We start from the raw sequence: 20,190 nt of genomic DNA on the forward strand, positions 1-20,190 counted from the left end.
CAACCGGGCAGTGCTGGCCGATACCCTATAGATTTCCCCCCCGACCGGACCTTGGTCGACTCCTCCGCCAGTTTCGCCACAGTGCCGCCAGCCCATGGCTATGCAAAGTAAGGCTACCCCTACGGCACGCACTGGAGAGCCTACCCAAAAAACGGCATGCCCCGATGGTTGCCCGTTGCGCCTGCCCTGCATCATTGCGGGGTAGCAATTTGATACTAATTTTTTCGGCACGAGACTACTGGCGTCCCGTATCTGCTGGATGAACTGATCGGCGAGGGCGGGGGCAGGGCACCACGCCGCGCATCCGCCTGCGCGAGTTGTTCGTCATCGACGGCATTTCTATTTGATACACAGAAAAAGGTTCAACAATGAGTAGTTTCTTAAACATGAAGGTCGGTACCAAGATCGGCTTGGGCTACGCCTTCGTGCTTCTGCTGATGCTGGCGCTGGTCGTCATGAGTATGAGTGGCCTGTCGAACGTGCACCTGATCGTAAGCGACATCACAGACAATGCTTACCCGAAGGTACAAATCAGCAACGATATCGATAGTGGTCTGGGCGACACCAACCTCCTGGTTCGCGACCTGATTATCAAGACCGACCCACAACAACTGCAGCAACTTCTGAAAGACCTTCAGGCGAACCGCCAGGAGCAGGCCGTACGGATGGATACCCTGGAGAAGTTGGTGAATGAGCCTGAGGAGAGGGACTTGTTCAAGGCCCTGAAAGAGTCCAGGGAGAACTATCGCCAGATCGTTGATCGCGTGATCGAACTCGGTGCCGCAAACTTGAATGATCAGGCCGTCGAATTGCTCTACGGTAAAATGGCGCAGGTTCAGGGAGAGTATTCAAAGCAGCTGAACACAATGATTGACATGCAGGAAGCCGCGTTCGCCGAAAACGACAGACAGGAACAATCTGAGTACGACCGAATCCGCTTGCTTTCCTTCATCTTGCTCGGCACCGCCATCTTGCTGGGCGGGCTGAGTGCGCTCTTCATTACCCGTTCGATTACGCGTCCGTTGAAGGAGTCGGTACAGGCCGCCAATCGCCTGGCGGCAGGTGACCTGGGCGTTGTTATTGAAGTCAACAGCCGCGATGAGACCGGTCAGTTGAAAGGTGCCCTGCAAGGGATGGTAGCGAAGCTTTCACAGATCATCGGCGAGGTACGCGGTTCGGCCAACGCCTTGAGCAGCGCCTCGGAAGAGGTTTCCGCCACCGCGCAGTCAATGAGCCAGGCCTCCAGCGAACAGGCCGCGAGCGTCGAGGAAACCTCTGCGTCGGTGGAGCAGATGTCCGCCTCCATCGAGCAGAACACCGACAATGCCCGTGTCACCGATGGCATGGCAGGCAACGCCGCCAGACAGGCCCGCGAAGGCGGCGAGGCGGTGAAGGATACGGTCAATGCGATGAAGAGCATTGCCGAGAAAATCGGCATCATCGACGACATTGCCTACCAGACCAATCTGCTTGCGCTCAACGCTGCCATTGAGGCTGCTCGGGCCGGCGAGCATGGCAAGGGCTTTGCCGTGGTGGCTGCCGAGGTGCGCAAGTTGGCCGAGCGCAGCCAGGTCGCGGCCCAGGAGATCGGTGAAGTGGCCAAGGGTTCGGTCGCGTTGGCCGAACGCGCCGGCACGCTGCTCGACGAGATCGTTCCCGGCATCGCCAAGACCAGCGACCTGGTGCAGGAAATCTCCGCGGCTTCCGAAGAACAGTCCTCTGGCGTCGGCCAGATCAACACTGCGATGAACCAGCTCAACCAGATCACCCAGCAGAACGCCTCGGCTTCCGAGGAGCTGGCGGCCACTGCCGAGGAAATGAGCGGCCAGGCCGAGCAACTGCAGCAACTGATGAGCTTTTTTACCCTCGCCGGCAACGGTGACAGCGAGCGCCACGCGCCTGCTCCGCGAGTCAAACCGGCCTCGTCCGTGGTTACTCCGGACAGGACGCCCGCCAGAACCCGGGATCTGGTCGTGCCGGCCGGTTTCGTGCGCTTCCAGGAGTAATGCTGTGAGCCAGTTGAACACGACAGAAATCCCGACAGCGCGCCGTGTACCTGGCGCAAGACCTATCAGTTGATGCGTGAACAACCGTAGTCCTCTTCTCAAGGTGACGCCTGCAATGAAGTATTTCAACGACCTCAAGTCTCTCCCCGGATTGGCTGGTGGTTACGCTGCGCTGGTGCTGGTTCTGGTGTTACTGCTGACGGCCGCGCTGTCTACACTCACTGGTTGGGCGAAGCTCTCCGCCTGGTTCTGGCTGGCGATCGCTCCCGGTAGTGTGATGCTGGTTATGTTGATCATTTACTACCGGCGCTATCCGTCCACAGATGGCCAGGCCGAACCGGCCAGCACTGCCAACGGAGTGAGCCCTGACAAGAGACTTGATGGAGACTTTGCGCAACTTGCCGACAAGGTGCAGTACCTGGCTGACATGACTGCGCTCATGCTCGAAAAAAAGCAGACGCTTACCCGCATCACTCTGGATCCACGGGTGATCGGTAATAGAACGACACCCAACAGGCAGTACCTTTGCTTTTCGCTCGATGGTGTGTCGTTCGCGATTTGCACAGCCAGTGTCGAGACCGTTGTAGAGGCCACTCCACTCATCGGCAAGCAAGGCCAGGCAGCACATTTTCGCAAGGCGATCAGACAAGGCAGTTCACTGGTGCCGGTGATTGATCTGGGTGTGCAGCTTGGTGGACGGCCGATCAGGATTGGCTCGAGTACCCGAATCGTCATCCTCGAAGTGACCGTTGGCGATCACCTGCAAAAGGTCGGCGTTCTGGCAGATGCCGTCGGCCAGATACTGGAGGTCCCTCTAACGCGAATCCAGGTTCCCACGACCCCCGGCAACACGATCAAAAACGGATTCCTTCTCGGCACCGTCACGTTCAACGATTACCAGGTGATCTTGCTGGATATCGGCCGAGGATTAATGGCCAGCGACTCCGTGATACTGCGTGCGTTGAGCCAGTCCTCGACACAAGAAGGCCTTCCGGCATGAGCATCGGGCCGTTTGTTGGTAATACCTGTGATCGAACCAGACCGCTTCGCTGGGTGGGTATGAAACAGTCACTCCAATCATGGCGGGCTCCGCAGGGTGAAGTTCGGTTGAGGTGGGTTCGGCGTGTTATCACAGCTCACGAAACATGTCCCGGCCCAGTGCGGCCGATGCCGCCAGCAATCCGCCGACCATGGCGCCGCTGACGCCACCCATCGCAATATCCTGGCCGGTGAAGAGTAGCCCTTTCACCGGGCTGAAAGCGCGGGTCCAGCGTTGCTGGTAGCGCTCCGGCGTCGGCGCGAAAGACATGAAATCGCCACGCGTGCGACCCAGGAAATCGTTGAAGCTAAGCGGCGTGGCCAGCTCGGCATGTACCACGTGGCCCTGCGCTTTCGGATAGAAACGATAGACTTGCTCGAGCATTTCCTCGGTAAGGCGCGCCTTGAGATCTTCATACGCGTCACCGCGACGCTTCCACTGCGTACCCGTGAAAGGTTTCCAGAGGTTCCAGTCGGTGAAGCTGCAGATATCCATCGTGCTGCGATCGGGATAACGCTGGGTCCAGGTCGGGTCCTTGGCTGAAGGTTGCGAGATGAAATGCAGCGGCATCGAGCGGTGCGCGGCATCTTCGATGTAATGCTGCCAGTCTTCGGTCTGCCTGGCGCTCTTGTGAATCCACATATTGGCTGGCCCGACATCCAGCTCAGCGTTGTCGGCATCCAGCCCCACGTTGAGCACAACGGCCGGCAGGGTACTTGGCATGGCTTGCGCCTTGGCGCTCATGTCGCTGACATCCTGGCTTGTGCTTTCAAGCAAGCTCAGTGTCTGGCGGATGCCGACGCCACTGATAACCTGCGGCGCCTCGAGTGTCTCGCCTCCCGCCATGCGCACACCGACGACCTTGCCAGCGTGCTCGACGACCGCCACGACATCGGCCCCCGCCAGTACCTTGCCGCCCGCAGCGTGGATGGTCTCCGAGATCAGGTCTGCGATGACTTGCGCGCCGCCGATGGGGTAGCTTGCCCCATCGAGATAGTGACGAATGACCGCAGCGTGCACGCAGAAGGAGGCGATACTGGGCAAGCTCGCATAGTCGCCAAAATGCCCGCAGAGTACGGCGATCAACATCTCGTTGCGGGTGATCGAACGCAGGACCTCCAGGGTGGTTTTTTCGGCCAGCGGCATGAAGCGCGGGGCGACATGATCGAATGCCTTATCCGCGAAATGCCCTGGCATCGCCCGCACCGCAAGAAACTCGCCCGCCGGCCGACTGGCCTCGTTCACCAGTTCGATGTAACGATCGATCGCGTCTGCGTCTTCCGGAAAGTATGCCTTCATCCGCTCCTTGAAGGCGGCGCTCCCGGCGTGGTACTCGAACAGGGTCTCACCAACGGCAATTGTGTTGTAGATGTCAGGCATCTTCTGCCATTTCAATTGCCCCCGGGTGACTTTGTCGAACAGGCGCTGCAGCGTGCCGGGGCGATGAACTTCGCCGACATAGTGGAGGCCGACATCCCACTCGAATCCGGGGCGTTTGAACACCTGTAGACAGCCGCCGATAACAGCATGGCGCTCAAGCACCAGAACCCTCTTGCCGTCCAGGGCCAGCAGCGCGGCTGCGGTTAACCCGCCGGCTCCGGAGCCGATGATGATGGTGTCGAAGGGTGCCTCGAGGTCGCCACGCGCGAGCGCGCGCTTGTAGCTTGAGTCGGCGGCGTTCTTCATTGTTGTTTTTCCTTCTCAGGTGAGCGGATCTGGTTGAACAACAAACCAGGGAGCCAAACAACCCAGGGTCAGCCAGCGAGGCGCTTCCATCGGGCGATACGGCACTTGTTTTTGTCGGCGGGGACTAGGCTATGATGGGCAAAGAGAGCAGTCTGTCAAAAAATTGAATTTTGAGTCCATGCCATGGACGCACCACCCGACATCCATTCCTTACTGGCCGTACTGGACAGGGATGAGTGGTTTTCCTCCTGTGCCAGCGACCTGAAACTCGCTTTGGTTCGCGATGCCAGGTTGCTCCGATGCCTTGCCGGAGAAGCCGTTTACCGAGACGGCGAGTCCGCACGGCATGCCCTTTTCTGTGTCGTCGAGGGCGCCGTCCGGTTCAGCAGTGCACTGCATGATGGTTCCCCCTCGCTGCTGGTATATCTGGAGCCCTGTCACTGGTTCGGTGATATTTCGCTGATTGACGGCAGTCCTTATATTCGCGACGCAATTGCCGATGTGGACTCTCAGATCCTCTGCATTCCCATGCAATCCTTCACCCAATGGCTGGACCAGAACCCGAAGCATTGGCGGGATATCGCACGCCTGAGCACCAACAAACTGCGAGTGGCCTATCAGGTCATTGGCGAACCAGGTGCACTTCACCACCGACTGGCCAGGCGGCTATGGCTCATGGCCCATGGGTTCGGATCGCGCATGCAGAATCCATCCCTGCAACTGAGTGTTTCCCAGGAGCACCTGGCTCAGATGATGGGCAGCACCCGCCAGAGCATCAATGCTGCACTTGCCAGGTTGGAGGGTTTGGGGTTGCTCGTTCAGGGGTATAGGTCCATCGAGCTCTGCAATCTGGAAAACCTGGTGAACCATGCGAATCGGCTGGGTGGAGAATGACAGCTGACTTTCAGCAAATGCATTCGGTGCCGATAGCAATGCAGAGAAAGCAAACAAGAGAGACGGGACAAAGGAAATCGGTAGATGACACGAGAAACTCCTGGGGTCGTATCTCATAAGCGTTCACTCGCTACGCGTGCGCTGCGTCTTGCCATATTGCGCGTCGGCCTGGTGTCGCTGAGCGCGGGGGTGATTTCCTACTACGTCAACTCCACGATGATCGAACGGGACGTGACCGAGCAATTGCTCCTGGCTACCGAGCAGACTTTGCAGCGCGAATCCTTGCCGTTCCGGGAAATCAAGGATCTGCAGCGCAACTTCCTGAAGGAGTTCAAGCAAACCCTGGCGCTACCAGGCATGAAGTCCAGACTGGTGGACGACTTTCAGCAGATTTTCTATCGCCACGAAGATGGCTCCTATACACAGCGTCCGCTGTTGTTCGAAGGCCAGCCGCTGGCTGACGGGCGTCGTTTTGCCGGGATGTCAGCGACCTACGCGCCGGACATTGCGCCCAACGACGATACCCGGGCGCGGTTTGCCCTGTCTTATCTGCTGTCCTACAAATACGGCTCCAGCAGTCAGGGCCGACTCTTCAATTTTTACGGTGTGGTGCCTGAAAAAGGTTTCCCCATTTACCAAGACGCCGATATTGCCAAGGTATTCAGCTATGCGGGGCCGGATGCCCTCAAGCTCGAAACCTATGAATTCTATGCGCGCGGTTTCTCTTCGCCTGGAAACGACACGCTGTTTACGCGGATGTACTGGGATTATTCCAACAATGCCTGGATGACGACCATCGCCACGCCCGATGCCGTCGATACTTTCGGCAAGCACCATATCCTGGCCTGCGTCGATGTCCTGTTGGGTGACCTGATGATGCGCACTGCCAAGCCTGCGATGCAAGGCGCGTACAGCACGCTGTTCATCGCTGACGACGAAGGCACGCTGATCTACCACCCAGATGCCATGGAGCAAGTCAAAAGCACTGCGGGCCATGCCTCCATCCGGTCGCTCAAGATGGCTCAGTATTACCCATTGATCGAAGCCGTTCCTGCGCTGGTGCCCGGGCACGCGCGGATCATCCATACACCGGATGAGATTGTCGCGGTGGGCCTCATTCCCGATACCCCCTGGGCGCTCGCGGTCCATTACCCACGATCGCTGATGACACCGGCCATTACCGATAACCTGATCATCGTGGTTGTGCTTGGGTTGCTGACTCTGCTGGTCGAGATATTGATTCTGCGCTCCATCCTGCAAAAGCAGGTCGCGCTTCCTCTGTTCCGGTTGATCCAGGCAACCCAACTGCTCGGTACGAGCAAGGAGCGCCTGCGTCCCGAGCAGCTACCGGCCCAGTCTTCGGATGAAATAGGCGAGCTGGCCCGCGCCTTTGCCACGATGGCCGATAGGGTGCAGGACGCCCACGAGCACCTCGAACTCAAGGTGCGCGACAGTACCCGCCAGGCACAGCATCTGGCTGTCCTGGCCATAGCGCACGAACGTGCCGAAAAACGACTGCAGGAGAGTGAGCAACGTTGCCGGGACATTTTCAACTACTCCCTGGATCCGATATTTCTACTCGAGGTGACAGATACAGGGTTGCGTTGCATCGAGGTCAATCCTGCCCTTGAGCGTGCCGTCGGGGTAGGGCGGGCCGAGCTGCTCGGCAGCATGGTCGAGCAAATGTTGCCACCACAGGCAGTCGCTGCCGCTATTGCAAAGTATCAACGCTGTGTCGAGAAGGGGGCTGCGCTCGACGAGGAGGATGAGGTCGATTTGCCCGCCGGGTGTCGGACCTTTCATACCACGTTGATTCCTGTGCGGGCCGCTTGTGGGCGCCTTCAGAGAGTTGTCGGTATTGCCCGAGACATCACCGAGCGCAAACACGCAGAACGGGTCATCCATGCCCGGGAGCAGGAATTTCGCGCACTGGTAGAAAACACACCGGATATGATTGCTCGCTTCGACCTGCAATGCCGGTTTCAATATGCCAACCCCGTGGCGCAGGAAGTGCTTGGCCATTCTCTGGATTTTTTGTCTGGCAAAACCACTTGCGAGGTATCGCCTGGGCTGGAGGCGGCGAGGTACCTTCAAGACCGGCTGGAAGCGATCATTCGTGCCGACAAAGCGACCGAAGAAGAGCTGTCCCTGGATGTCCCGATCCAACAGGGCACCCAGGTGGCCTGCTACCAGTTTCGCCTGGTGCCTGAGCGGGATAAACACGGCGTACTCGTCACCATTCTCGCTGTCGGGCGTGACGTCAGTGCCATGCGCGCGGCAGAGGAACGACTCAAGCAATCCCACGCGCGACTGCGTCAACTGTCCAGCCATCGTGAGACCGCGCGGGAGGAGGAGCGCAAGCGCATTGCCAGGGAAATTCACGATGAACTTGGGCAGCAACTCACGGCGCTGCGCATAGGGGTTTCGTTGCTGCGCCTGCAGTTCGGCAGCGAGCAGCCGCAGTTGGTGGAACGCGTCCAGACGCTGATGAGCCGAATCGACGAAATCATTCAGGTCGTGCGCAACGTCGCGACCAGTTTGCGTCCTTCCGCGCTGGACATGGGACTGACCTCGGCGCTCGAATGGCTTGTCTCCGAATTTTCACGCAACACGGGTATTCGCTGTCAGCTCAATGCTGTGGACGTTCGATTGGAACTGGATGATGAACGCGCCACCGCGGTTTTTCGAGTGATCCAGGAGTCTTTGACCAATGTCGCTCGTCATGCGCAAGCGACTCAGGTGGATCTTCAACTGCAAAGCAACGCTGAATGCATTCTGATCGAGGTGAAGGACAACGGCAGGGGCTTCGATCCGGAACGGCTGTCCAAGCGCACGCTTGGAATACTTGGCATGCGCGAACGAGGACACATGCTCGGCGGAACACTCACCATCGACAGCGCCCCCGGGCAGGGAGTATGTGTACGCGTGAGTATTCCCCTTCGAACGGTCTCGGAGGCTCTGTAACGGCCGTCCTGTTCCAGGAGACGGAGCAACGTTATGCCGCTCAGCCTCAGACGCTATTTGTAATGCTGCTCAAACACCGCCACCTGTTCCGGCTTGATCAGTTCAAAGGGCACCCAGACATCCGTTTCGACGGGTTCCCCCTTGATCATTTTCACCGCCGATTGCAGCGCCGTCGTGGCCTGGGCCTTGGGGTCCTGAAAGACCGAGGCGACCAGCATCCCGCGCTTGATCGCCGCCAGGCCATCGGGCAGGCCGTCGATGCCGACAATCGCGATCTCACCCTTGGCTTTACCCGCCTGCTGCAAGGCCATGGCCGCGCCGATGGCCATCTCGTCGTTGTTGGCGACGATGGCATCGAAAGAGGTGCCGGCCAGCAGCCAGTTGCTGGTCAGGTCCATGCCTTTGGCGCGTTGCCATTCGGCACTTTGCTGTTCGACGACCTTGATCCCGGGGTAATCCTTGAGCACCTGCTTGACCCCTTCGGTGCGGTCATGGGTGGAGTTCTGCGCAAGGTCACCCATGATGATCGCGAGGGTGCCTTTGCCGTTCAGTTTCTCCGCCAGGTAACGCATTTGCAGCTGCCCGGCTTCGATGTCATTCGAGGCCACGGTGACTACGCCTTTGGGCAGCACGCGTTCGTCCGGGTGCCGATTGACATACACCAGCGGCATCTTTGCATCGACCGCGGCGCGGGTCATGTTGCTGGTGGCGGCGGTGTCCACCGGCAAGACGATGACCGCGTCCACTTTCTGGTTGATGAAACCCTGGACCTGATTGAGCTGGCGCACTACGTCGCCCTGGGCATCCTCGAACTGGATCTGGACATGGTCTTTTCTGGCGGCGTCCTCCAGGCCGCTGCGCACATAGGTCATGAAGTTGTCGTCAACCCTGGCGATGCTGACGCCGATGCGATAACCGGCGTTGGCCCATTGGCTGAAGATGAGGAGCAGCGTGGCAAGAAGCAGTGTGCAACGACGCATGGTGATATTCCTTTTGTTGTTATGAGTCGATCAGGCGTGAAGGTTGCCGGCGCACCTCGATTCAATGCTCCAGGGCGCCGCCGTTTCATCGATCCAGGGTAAACGCTTGCCGGAAACGCTGGAGTGCCACCTCGCTGTCGCCGCTGGCCCAGCCCTCAAGGCCGACGACACCGGTGTATCCCATGTCGAACAAGGCTTTGGCAATGGCCGGGTAATGGATCTCGCCGGTCCCCGGCTCCATGCGTCCAGGGACGTCGGCCACCTGGATTTCGCCGATGGCGCTGCCGGCGCGCTGGATCAGTTCGATCAGGTTTCCTTCGCCGATCTGCGCATGGTAAAGGTCCAGGTTCAGCTTCAGATGCGGGCTGCCCACGGCTTCGATCAGCGCCAGGGTATCGTCGGCGCGGGCGAACGGCGTGCCGGGGTGGTCCACCTCGGTGTTGAGGTTTTCCAGCAGGAACACCCGGCCGGCGTCTTCGCCCAGGCGGGCGATTTTCTCCAGGGTCTTGCAGGCGCTCAGCCACATGCGGCCAGTGGTGAGGGCCACCGGCTTGACCGGCAGGCCGTTGTCGCCCAGGCCGGTGCCATGCAGGTTGAGGCTGGGGCAGTTCAACCGGGCCGCGACAGCCAGCGACTCCCGCGCACTGTCGAGCAGATGCTGGATACCCTCGGGGTCGGTCAGGTTGCCTGCGATGTAGCCGGTCATCGAGGTGAAGTCAGCGCCGGTGGCGATCAGGGCGGCAATGTCTTTCTTCGTCCAGTCCCAGATTTCAGCGCTGAAACCCAGCCCGTGAATCCGTTTGACCCGCTCGGTGAAGGGCAGGTCGAGGAAGACCATCTCGGCGCTGATCGCCAGTTTGAACGGCGTGAAGCTCATGGGCGGCCTCCCTGCACGCGCACCGGTTTGCCTTGTTGGTACGACTCGATACAGGCACGCGCAATGGCCAGGGCGGCGCGGGCGTCTTCGCCGCTGGCGAGGGGTTTTTCGCCAGTGCGCAGGCAATGCACGAAATGGTTGAGTTCGGCCACATAGGCATCCCGTAGCAGGTCGGTGTCCAGGCGTTGGGTGTCAGCCTGGACACCGTTGGCGAGGTAGCGAACCAGGTCGGAGTCATTGACGGCGCCCATGGTCAACATGCCGGCGCTGCCGAACACTTCCCCACGGACATCGTAGCCATACACCGCCTGGAAATTCGCCTCGGCGGTGGCGAGGGCGCCGTTGTCGAAGCGCAGGGTCACCAGGGCGGTGTCGAGCAAACCCTTGTCCTTGAAGTCCGGGGCGATCAGCGCATCGGCCATCACGAAGACTTCGACCACTTCGGCGCCGGGATTGAGGTAGCGCAACGTGTCGAAATCGTGGATCAGGGTTTCGAGGAAAATCACCCATTGCGGCGAGTTGGCCGGATTGTTCAGCGCCGGGTCACGGGTCAGTGAGCGCAGCAATTGTGGCGTACCGATCCGGCCGGCCGACACGTCCAGGTGGGCGGTGCGAAAGCTTCTGGCGAACCGGCGATTGAAGCCGACTTGCAAGGTTACCCGGGCATCGGCCGCCGCGGCGATGGCGCGGTCGGCTTCGTCGAGGGTGATAGCCATGGGTTTTTCACAGAACACACTTTTGCCGGCATGGGCGGCGCTGATCACCAGTTCGGCATGGCTGCGCGCCGGGGCGGCGATCAGCACAGCGTCAATGTCGGGGTCGTCGAGCAATTGTTGCGGGTCGCTGTAGACCCGCGTCACCTCCAGCTCAGCGGCCAGGCGAGCGGCTTGGCCGGCCGTCGGGTCGGCAATGGCGGCCAGGCTGGCGCCGGGAATGTGTCGGGCCGCCGTCAGCCCGTGAAAACTGCCCATGCGCCCGGCACCGATGAGGCCGAGGCGGATGTTCCTGGATGTATTCATGACAATGACTTCCTTTTTTATTGTTCAGCAGGGTTTCCTCGCTGGTACAGAGGGAGCAAGGGCTATGCCAAAGGTTAAGTCATTGATAGATAATTGATTTTTAATTGATGGCGTTAGATAAGTGTTGATTTTTTAGACATGCCTATACTGACATGTCGAAAATATGAACATAGGAAATGACAGTGATCCCAGCGCCTATCGCAGTCAGTGAGCACGATCTGGACTACATCACATCGCTCGGTCCGGCGTCGTTGAATGAGGGACCGATCGTGGCGTTGGAGCAGGCCTGGCTGGCGTGCCTGGATGGACGAACCGATCGACCGGCCAACGTCAGGCCGGTGATCTGGAACTCCTGGCTGCGCAGCGTCGGCGCCGGCCTCGATCCAGAGGATGGCGCGTATCGTTTTGTCGATCCTGTCGAACTGGCCGCTACCCAGGCCGCCCATCGCGTGCTGGTCACCGCAGCGGCCGAGGTCATGGGCGGATTGCTGGCCTACAACCCCAGGGGGCATATCAACCTGACCGACGCCGCCGGCACGACGTTGTATTTCTGCGGCAGTGATCTCACTCCGGTAGGCAGCCGCTTGCTGGAGTCGGTGCAGGGCACCAACTGTACGGGGCTGGCGTTGGCGGAAGATCGCCTGGTCTATGTGCTGGCCGAAGAGAACTTCGGCGTTGGCCTGCGCAGGCGACGCATGCATTGTGCCGCTGCCCCGATTCGCGATGCCCAGGGGCGGACACTGGCGATCCTGACCCTGACCGCTGAGCCTGGCTGGTTTCACTTCCACACGCTGGGCACCGTGCAGGCCGCGGCCGAAGCCGTTTCGCGGCAGATGGCGTTGCAGGCGCTGCTGGAAGAACAGCAAACCGTGCTTGAAGTGCTCAACGAAGGCTTGGTCGTGCTGGACGAGCGTGGTTGCATCCGCGCCATCAACGGCTACGCCCGACAGTTGTTTCGCGTCGGTCGCGACCTGCTGGGCCAGCCCTTTCAACTGCTCGGCCAAAGTGAGCTGACCGATGAGGTTCTGCTGCGTGGCGGGGAAGGGCTGCGTGACCTGGACTGCACCTTCGAGCTGCATGATCGCAGCCACTTGGCATGCCTGGTGTCGGTGTGTTCACTGGAGCAGGGCGGACGCATCGTTTCATTGCGGGAAAATCGGCGCATCCGCGAAATCACCCGACGGATCATCGGCACCCAGGCCAGCTACACCTTCGACACCATTCAAGGCAATTCCCGAGCGATCCAGGACGCGTTGCACCTTGGCCGAATCGCCAGTCGCAGTGATTCGACCACGCTGATTTTCGGTGAAAGCGGCACCGGCAAGGAACTGTTCGCCCAGGCGATCCACAACGCCAGCGAGCGTTGCCGTGGCCCATTCGTGGCGGTCAATTGCGGGGCGATTCCACGGGATCTGGTGCAGAGCGAATTGTTCGGGCATGTCGAGGGAGCCTTCACCGGTTCGGCTCGCGGTGGATCGGCCGGCAAGTTCGAACTGGCTGACGGTGGCACGATCTTTCTCGATGAAATCGGCGACATGTCGTTCGGCGCCCAGGTCAGTCTGTTGCGGGTCCTGCAAGAAGGCGAAGTCACTCGTGTGGGGGCGAAGAAATCCCAGCGGGTGAACGTGCGCATCATCGCCGCCACCCACCGCAACCTGAGTCAGGCGGTGGCCGACGGGGCGTTTCGTGAGGATCTTTACTATCGGCTCAACGTGCTGAACCTGACGGTACCGCCGCTGCGCATGCGCCTGGAGGACGTGCCTTTGCTGGCGCAGCATTTTCTCAGCCGCTGTGCCCGTTCATTGCGCAAGTCGGTGCGGGGCATCTCGCCCCAGGCGTTGGATGTGCTGTCGGCCTACCACTGGCCAGGCAACGTGCGTGAGCTGGAAAACATCATCGAACGGGCGACCAATCTGGCGACCACCGAGCTGATCCAGGCGGATGATCTGCCGCTTGAAATCAGGCAGGGCGCACGGCCGTCATCTCCAAGGGGTGTGCCTGAGCGACCAGCAGCCCTGGGCCTCGATGCCCATGAAATGAACGCGATTGTCGCTGCTCTCGAGGCCACCCGGGGCAACATCCGCCTGGCCGCCACACAGCTGAACGTGTCCCGGGGTGGGCTGTACAACAAGATGAATCGGTACGGGTTGAGCGCCGAAACATTTCGTTCAGGGGGCTGCTTACTTAAGTAAGTAGATGAACCTGTGGCGAGGGGATTTATCCCCGCTGGGGCGCGAAGCGGCCCTAAGATTTTGGGGCTGCTGCGCAGCCCAGCGGGGATGAATCCCCTCGCCACAATGACCGGGTACGTCTTGAGTGAACAGCATTCCGCTCAGGGACGAGCATTCTCTGAGGTCATGATCTGCAACGGGATATGGATGCGATGCCGAACCGGATCGAAGGCTGGCGCGGTCTGCAATTCCACCAGTAGATCAACCAGCGCTTGCGCCAGCAATCGCGGCTGGGAATCGATGACCAGGCTGATCAGGCCCTGCGCCAGGGCCTGGCGCGAGAGCTCGGTGGACTCCTGCAGGATGCTGCACAGCGACGGCCGGTTCGGCAGTTGCGACAGGGCGGTGATGATGCCGTCGCCACCTCCGCCGACCACACACAAGCCACACAGGTCGTCATGCCGCGCCAGCAGGTCCAGGGTCGCCTCTTCGGTGATGTCGTTATTGTCCAGGTTGATTACCGCTTCCAGCAGTCGCAGGCCGGGGGCATGCGCCGCCAGGTAGCTGCGCAGCCCGTCGATCCGGGCCTGGTGGCCGAGGAAGCGATGACCACCGAGCAGCACCCCGACACTGCCCTCATGGGTGCCGCAGGTGTGGGCCATCAGCCAACCCATGGTGCGCCCGACTTCATGGTTATCCTGGCCGACGTAAGGTTCATCGGCCATCTCATGGATATCGGACAGCAGCGCGATCACCGGCACGCCGGCGGTTCTGATCTGGGCAATACAGGCGTTGATCAACGGGTGCGCGAAGCTGACCACGGCCAGGCCGTCGCACTGCACCGCCAGTTGTTCGATCTGGGCAATGATCGCGCTGGGTGTGCGATCGAAGACGTATTCGAACTGAATGCTCAGATTGGCGCCGGCCTGACGCTGCGCCGCTTCCGTGATGGCAGCGGCCACGTTGCCATAGAACGCCTGGGCGGTGCCGAGCAGGAGAATGCCGAAGCGGTAGCTGGGACGGCGCTCACGGATCCGTTGGCCGATCAGCCGGGCGGCGAAATAGCCGACCTTTTCCGCGGCCTGGAACACCTGTTCGGCCGTGGCCGGGCTGACCGGCGCCCGGGCATTGAGCACCCGGTCCACGGTCGCGACACTCAACCCGGCGTGCTCGGCGACGGTGGCGATGGTTGGGCGTTTGGTGCGGTTGTTCATGGCAGGCCCCACAGCGCCTTGATAGAAAACTATCAAGCTTCGATGGGACTGGATGATAGCTTGATAGGGAATGAATTCAAGGGCTTGAGGCTGATCAATGCGCTCTCTATGGTTTCTCCAACGATGCGAACCTGCATCAAGCAAGTGTTCAAAACCATCAAGCTTGCGGAGAACAATAAAATGCCCGAACAAAACTCAGCCTCCGGACACCGCGATAAACCCGCCCGCCGGGACTATTCACTGCTCGGACCCGAAGCCGCCAAGGCGGCGCAACAAGGCCTGGTATCGGCCAACTGGTACCAATCGCCGATTTCTCGCAAACGCATGAAGGAATTGATGCAGCGCCGCGATGGCCCGGCATTGCGCGACACCGCGATCTGGTTGCTGTCGATGGCCGTCACCGGGTTCGGTGGCTACTGGTTCTGGGGATCCTGGGCCTGCGTGCCGTTCTTCTTCGCCTATGGGCTGCTCTACGGCACGGCGTCGAATGCCCGTTGGCACGAAACCGGTCACGGCACGGCGTTCAAGACTCGCTGGATGAATGACGTGGTCTACCAGGTGTCGAGTTTCATGTTCATGTTCGAGCCCCATGTGTGGCGCTGGAGCCATGCGCGGCACCACACCGACACCATCATCGTCGGTCGCGATCCGGAGATCGTCGAGCCGCGCCCGCCAAGCCTGATCAACATGGTGCTCAGCCTGTTCAGGATGCCCTACGCGATCAAGACGATGGGGTCGGTCTGCCGGCATGCGGTCGGGCGGATGGCGGAAGAGGAGCGGACCTTCATCCCCGAATCCGAATGGCCGAAGATCTTTACGGCGGCGCGCATCTGGCTGGTGATCTATGGACTGACCGTGGCGGCTGCACTGTACCTGCAGAGCTGGTTGCCGCTGATGTTCATCGGCCTGCCGACGCTGTATGGCGGCTGGCTGTCCTATGTGTTCGGCCTTTCCCAGCATGTCGGGCTGGCCGAAGACGTGCTCGATCATCGCAGCAACTGCCGCACCATCTACATGAATCCGGTGCTGCGTTTTCTCTACCTCGACATGAACTATCACCTCGAGCATCACATGTATCCGATGGTGCCGTTTCATGCGCTGGCGCAGCTTCACGCAGAGATCCGCCACGATTGTCCGCCGCCGTATACCAGCCTGTTCGCGACGTTCAAGGAAATCCTCCCGACCATCTGGAAGCAGCGCAAGGATCCGGGCTATTTCGTCCGTCGCCCTTTGCCACAACGCACGGCGCCGGCCGCCAGCACCCAGGCTGAAGCGACACCGGCCTGACACTTCCCGTTTTTACCACTACAAGAGAACGCGCCATGACCGATCAATGGATCGACGTTTGCGCCGTGGGCGAAATAAACGAAGAGGATGTCATTCGTTTCGACCACGGCCCGCACACCTATGCCGTCTACCGCTCCGCGGACGATGAGTTTTTCGCCACCGCCGGCCTGTGCACCCATGAATCCATTCACTTGGCCGATGGCCTGGTGATGGACCATGTCATCGAATGCCCCAAGCACAACGGGCGTTTCGACTACCGCTCCGGCAAGGCCCTGGGCGCACCGGTGTGCGTCAACCTCAGGACCTATCCGATCCGGGTCGAGGCGGGGCGTGTCCTGCTCGGCATCGACGTTTAACGGCGCGGAGGCTGTGCCATGAATGCTGCCAACGCTCCACTGATTATCGTCGGCGCCGGGCATGCCGGTGGCCGCGCGGCGCTGACCCTGCGCGAGGAAGGTTATGCGGGTCGTTTGATCCTGATTGGCGATGAATCTCATCCACCTTATGAGCGTCCACCACTGTCCAAGGGGCTGTTGCAGGGCACGGCCGAACTGGCGGGATTCAGCCTGTGTGACGGCAGCCGGCTCGCCGAACTGGACATCGAACATTTGGCTGGCAACCCGGTGAAGAGTCTCGATCCGCAACAACACCGGTTGCAGTTGGCCGACGGTCGCTGGCTGGATTATGCACGCTTGTTGCTGGCGACCGGGGGCAGGGCGCGGCGATTGCCCAGGGTGCCCAAGCATCTGGCCAATGTGCTTTATCTGCGCACCCATGACGAAGCGTTGAGGTTGCGTGCTGGGCTGCAACCGGGCACGCGCCTGGTGATCATCGGCGGCGGCTTCATCGGCCTCGAAGTGGCCGCCACCGCCCGAGCCTTGGGTTGCGCCGTCACTGTGCTTGAAGCCGGACCACGGCTGGCGGGCCGCGTCCTGCCGGAGCGACTGTCCCACGCGCTGCTGGCGTTGCATCGCAGTCAGGGTGTGGAGGTACGGCTGAACGTCGCCATTGAGGCGGTGCAGGGCGACACCCGCGTCGAGTCGGTGCAGCTGGTCGACGGCGAGCTGCTGCCGTGCGACCTGCTGGTCATCGGTATCGGCATGCAACCCAACATTGAACTGGCGGTGTCCGCCGGACTGGCCGTCGGCCAGGGCATCCGCGTCGACGCCCAATTACGCACCAGTGCGCCGGACATCTTCGCCGCCGGTGATGTCTGCGAGTTTCGGCTGCATCCACAGGGTGTTTTTCAGCGTCAGGAAACCTGGCGCAATGCCGAAAACCAGGGGCGTCACGCCGCCCTGAACCTGCTGGGCCATGAACTGCCCTTCGAGGTGATCCCCGGCTTCTGGTCCGACCAGTACGACTGGGGGCTCCAGACCGTGGGCGTGATTTCAAATACGCAACCGACGACGAGCCGGGCCCTCGCAAACGGTGGTTTCCTGATGTTCTACCTCGATACCGAGCAACGCCTGCAAGGCGCCTGCGGCTGGGGCCTGGGCAACAGCATTGCCAAGGACATCAAGCTGTGTGAGCGGCTGATCGCCAGCCGAAGCCGCCTCGCCGTGGACACCCTGGCCGATGCTGACGTGTCGCTCAAACAATTACTAAGGACCTGACATGCGTGAATTCCTGATCTTTCAATCGCTCTGGGCCATGCAGGATCACCGTGGCGAATGCACGCTTGCCCTCGAGGCGCAGCTGGAAAAAATTGCCGCCGCTGGCTTCGACGGCATCACCGATCATTTCTGGGTGCCTTCCCACGCTGCGCGTCTGCACGCCGCTGCCAAGGCACTCGATCTGCACATCGAAGGCCAGCTCTTTCCCCGTAGCGTGGATGACCTGGAGGCCGCACTCGACGTCGCCGTGCGCCATGGCTGTCATCATCTCACGCTGCAAGCCGACATCCGGCCGCGCACGCTGAGTCAGGCGGTCGAACTGATCGAGGGCTGGCAACGCCTGGCCGAGCAGGTGGACTTTCCGATCCTCCTGGAAACCCATCGCTACCGCCTGAGCAATGACTTGCTGTTCACGTTGGACCTGCTCGAGCAGATGCCCGACCTGAAACTGCTGGCGGACCTGTCCCACTACGTCGTGGGGCGCGAGATGCCAGAACCAGCCGCCGCCGAAGATGACGAATACATCCAGCGTATCCTGCGCCACAGTTGGGGCTTCCATGGCCGTGTCAGCAACGGCGAACAGGTCCAGGTGCCCTTGGGTTTCGCCCAGCACCGACCCTGGCTGGAGCGATTCCTCGGCTGGTGGCGCTACGGAATCGAGGACTGGCTGGCCCGCCCGAACACCCCCGCCAGCCTGTCCTTCACCTGCGAACTCGGCCCGCCGCCCTACGCGATTACTGGGGCCGACGGGCGCGATATCACCGATCGCTGGGATGAGGCGTTGATGTTGAAGCAGTTGATGCGTGAGGTCTGGAGGGATTGTCGGGCTTCAGGCGAGGGCTGATCCTGCGTTTGCCTGTGGGGATGATTCAAGATTCTTGCGAGCAGATAAGGGACTGATGGCGGATAGCACTTTTGTGAACACCGCAGAAACTGTGGGAGCGAGCCTGCTCGCGATCGCGGTGGACCTGTCAATGTTGAGGCGACTGACAGGCATTCATCGCGAGCAGGCTCGCTCCCACAGGGGATTGGTGGTGGACCGCTTTCGTCCGGCTCGTTTCAGTGTCCCGTATTGATCAACTTCTCCGCATCATGCCGGCGCTTGCGGAACGAGCACGGCGTTTCGCCGAACTGCTTGCGAAACCACAGGATGAAGTGCGACGCATCGGAAAAGCCTGTGGCGTAGGCGATCTGGGTGACGTGCTGGTTGGTGTTCATCAGCAGCTTTTTCGCATGGTCCAGACGCAGTTTGCGCCAGTAGTGCGCCGGTGATTCGTTGGTGCTGGACATGAACGCGCGATGGAGCTGGCGTTCATTGGTGCCGACACTTTCCGCCACCGAGCGCAGCGAACCGGGGGCATCCATGTGGCTGCGCATGTAGCTGATGGCGCGCTCGACCATGTCGTTCTTGTAGACATGCAGTTCGGTGACACGGGACTTCTCGTTCGGCGTCTGCCGCTGGATTTCCTCGTCGTCCACCAGCAGGTATTCCAGGCCTTTCTGGGCGCGGATCGTGCCGCAATGGTGGCTGATCAGGTTGGCCGCCAGGTCGATGGCCGTGCCACCGGGGCAGGTGATGATGCCGTCGTCATCGACATAGCTCTTGTCCACCAGCACTTCGGCCTTGGGGAAACGCTGCGTGAACTCTTCACGGATGGTGAAGTGCACGGTGCAGCGACGTCCGTCCAGCAGGCCGGCCTTGCCGAGCACGAAAGAGCCGGAACACAGGGCGATGATGGGCGTCTTGGCCGCATGCAGTTCACGCAGGAGGTCCAGCAGCCAGTCCGGCGGATCGCGGGTTTCACTCAGCAGGCCCCCGGCCAGGACGACATAGTCGTATTCGCCGATGACGCTCAGGGGTTTGGTCGGTGAGATCGGCATGCCGCAACTGGCCGTGATCGGCTGATCGTTGCAGGTCATCCAGTCCCATTTGCAGAAGATCTGCTGGCTGCGGAACGATTTATCCGCGGCGAATCGCAGGGAGTCCACCAGGCCGGCCACCGGAACGAGGGTGAACTGATTCATCAGAATGAAACCGACACGCAGGTCAGGCTTCACCGCGACTTCGGTGTTCTCGTCCGTGGGCGTTTCGTATGTGCTGATTGTCTTCATTATTGTTGTCCTCACGTACCTGATGGCGTCCCTGCGCAAGGGCCAAGATCGGCACTGGGTGCAGCTGTCACTGGGGTAAGAATAGGCCTGATCGAATGTCTTAAATATAACAGGGAGCACAACCTGTATAAGAATTCGGACAGCCGGTCTTCCGCACCCTCTATGACTCACGACAGCCCCTGTGGGAGCGAGCCTGCTCGCGATAGCGGTGGATCAATCGACTTCGGTGGCGACTGGCACGACGCTTTCGCGAGCAAGCTCGCTCCCGCAGGGGGATTTGCGCGTGGTTCCGGATGCGCCCACCGGTTCTGAGTACCTTCTTCGG

15 protein-coding genes are annotated in these 20,190 nt (G+C 60.6%); 9 read left to right on the forward strand and 6 right to left on the reverse strand.

Annotated features, from left to right (window positions below):
- Positions 1 to 368: 368 nt before the first annotated feature.
- Entirely contained in the window at positions 369 to 2,006 is a 1,638-nt protein-coding gene (locus LOY67_RS12020) for a methyl-accepting chemotaxis protein (protein ID WP_265067371.1), read from the forward strand.
- Positions 2,007 to 2,121: 115 nt separating this feature from the next.
- Positions 2,122 to 3,006 (forward strand): chemotaxis protein CheW, encoded by an 885-nt coding sequence (locus tag LOY67_RS12025; protein WP_265067372.1) that lies wholly within the window; start codon positions 2,122 to 2,124, stop codon positions 3,004 to 3,006.
- Positions 3,007 to 3,135: 129 nt separating this feature from the next.
- Here the strand turns inward: LOY67_RS12025 and LOY67_RS12030 are convergent, their stop codons facing one another.
- A complete protein-coding gene (locus LOY67_RS12030; RefSeq protein WP_265067373.1) occupies positions 3,136 to 4,731 on the reverse strand; it encodes a phytoene desaturase family protein in 1,596 nt (531 codons plus the stop codon).
- Between the two features lie 183 nt (positions 4,732 to 4,914).
- Here LOY67_RS12030 and LOY67_RS12035 point away from each other — a divergent pair, with 183 nt between their 5' ends.
- Both LOY67_RS12035 and LOY67_RS12040 read left to right on the forward strand, forming a co-directional pair.
- Positions 4,915 to 5,625 (forward strand): Crp/Fnr family transcriptional regulator, encoded by a 711-nt coding sequence (locus LOY67_RS12035; protein ID WP_265067374.1) that lies wholly within the window; start codon positions 4,915 to 4,917, stop codon positions 5,623 to 5,625.
- Between the two features lie 84 nt (positions 5,626 to 5,709).
- On the forward strand, positions 5,710 to 8,589 hold the full coding sequence (locus LOY67_RS12040) for a PAS domain-containing protein (RefSeq protein ID WP_265067375.1): 2,880 nt from the start codon (positions 5,710 to 5,712) through the stop codon (positions 8,587 to 8,589).
- Positions 8,590 to 8,642: 53 nt separating this feature from the next.
- Here LOY67_RS12040 and LOY67_RS12045 read toward each other — a convergent pair whose 3' ends face one another.
- The 3 genes from LOY67_RS12045 to LOY67_RS12055 form a co-directional block, all read right to left on the reverse strand.
- On the reverse strand, positions 8,643 to 9,569 hold the full coding sequence (locus tag LOY67_RS12045) for a sugar ABC transporter substrate-binding protein (RefSeq protein WP_265067376.1): 927 nt from the start codon (positions 9,567 to 9,569) through the stop codon (positions 8,643 to 8,645).
- Between the two features lie 85 nt (positions 9,570 to 9,654).
- Complete coding sequence (locus LOY67_RS12050; RefSeq protein ID WP_265067377.1) at positions 9,655 to 10,446, reverse strand: TIM barrel protein; 792 nt, start codon at positions 10,444 to 10,446, stop codon at positions 9,655 to 9,657.
- Positions 10,443 to 11,465 carry a Gfo/Idh/MocA family oxidoreductase gene (locus LOY67_RS12055; protein WP_265067378.1) on the reverse strand — a complete coding sequence of 341 codons (1,023 nt, stop codon included), beginning with the start codon at positions 11,463 to 11,465 and terminating at the stop codon, positions 10,443 to 10,445. The genes LOY67_RS12050 and LOY67_RS12055 overlap by 4 nt, the downstream gene beginning before the upstream one ends.
- Positions 11,466 to 11,641: 176 nt before the next feature.
- Between LOY67_RS12055 and LOY67_RS12060 the strand changes: the two genes are divergently transcribed.
- Positions 11,642 to 13,657: a sigma-54 interaction domain-containing protein gene (locus tag LOY67_RS12060; protein WP_265067379.1), complete on the forward strand. Its 2,016-nt coding sequence runs from the start codon at positions 11,642 to 11,644 to the stop codon at positions 13,655 to 13,657.
- 140 nt (positions 13,658 to 13,797) lie between these two features.
- Here the strand turns inward: LOY67_RS12060 and LOY67_RS12065 are convergent, their stop codons facing one another.
- Positions 13,798 to 14,850 (reverse strand): LacI family DNA-binding transcriptional regulator, encoded by a 1,053-nt coding sequence (locus tag LOY67_RS12065; protein ID WP_265067380.1) that lies wholly within the window; start codon positions 14,848 to 14,850, stop codon positions 13,798 to 13,800.
- Positions 14,851 to 15,030: 180 nt separating this feature from the next.
- On the opposite strand from LOY67_RS12065, the gene LOY67_RS12070 reads away from it, so the two are divergent.
- The 4 genes from LOY67_RS12070 to LOY67_RS12085 are packed head-to-tail and all read left to right on the forward strand — an operon-like array spanning position 15,031 to position 18,597.
- Complete coding sequence (locus LOY67_RS12070) at positions 15,031 to 16,137, forward strand: fatty acid desaturase family protein (RefSeq protein ID WP_265067381.1); 1,107 nt, start codon at positions 15,031 to 15,033, stop codon at positions 16,135 to 16,137.
- 35 nt (positions 16,138 to 16,172) lie between these two features.
- On the forward strand, positions 16,173 to 16,493 hold the full coding sequence (locus tag LOY67_RS12075; protein ID WP_265067382.1) for a MocE family 2Fe-2S type ferredoxin: 321 nt from the start codon (positions 16,173 to 16,175) through the stop codon (positions 16,491 to 16,493).
- Between the two features lie 18 nt (positions 16,494 to 16,511).
- Entirely contained in the window at positions 16,512 to 17,753 is a 1,242-nt protein-coding gene (locus LOY67_RS12080) for an NAD(P)/FAD-dependent oxidoreductase (RefSeq protein WP_265067383.1), read from the forward strand.
- A 1-nt stretch (position 17,754) separates the two neighbouring features.
- Positions 17,755 to 18,597 (forward strand): sugar phosphate isomerase/epimerase family protein, encoded by an 843-nt coding sequence (locus LOY67_RS12085; protein WP_265067384.1) that lies wholly within the window; start codon positions 17,755 to 17,757, stop codon positions 18,595 to 18,597.
- Between the two features lie 215 nt (positions 18,598 to 18,812).
- On the opposite strand, the gene LOY67_RS12090 is transcribed toward LOY67_RS12085, so the two are convergent.
- Positions 18,813 to 19,865, reverse strand: coding sequence for a GlxA family transcriptional regulator (locus tag LOY67_RS12090; protein WP_265067385.1), 1,053 nt, complete (start codon positions 19,863 to 19,865; stop codon positions 18,813 to 18,815).
- Positions 19,866 to 20,190 lie beyond the last annotated feature (325 nt).

It is taken from the genome of Pseudomonas sp. B21-056, assembly GCF_026016325.1.
GTDB lineage: Bacteria > Pseudomonadota > Gammaproteobacteria > Pseudomonadales > Pseudomonadaceae > Aquipseudomonas.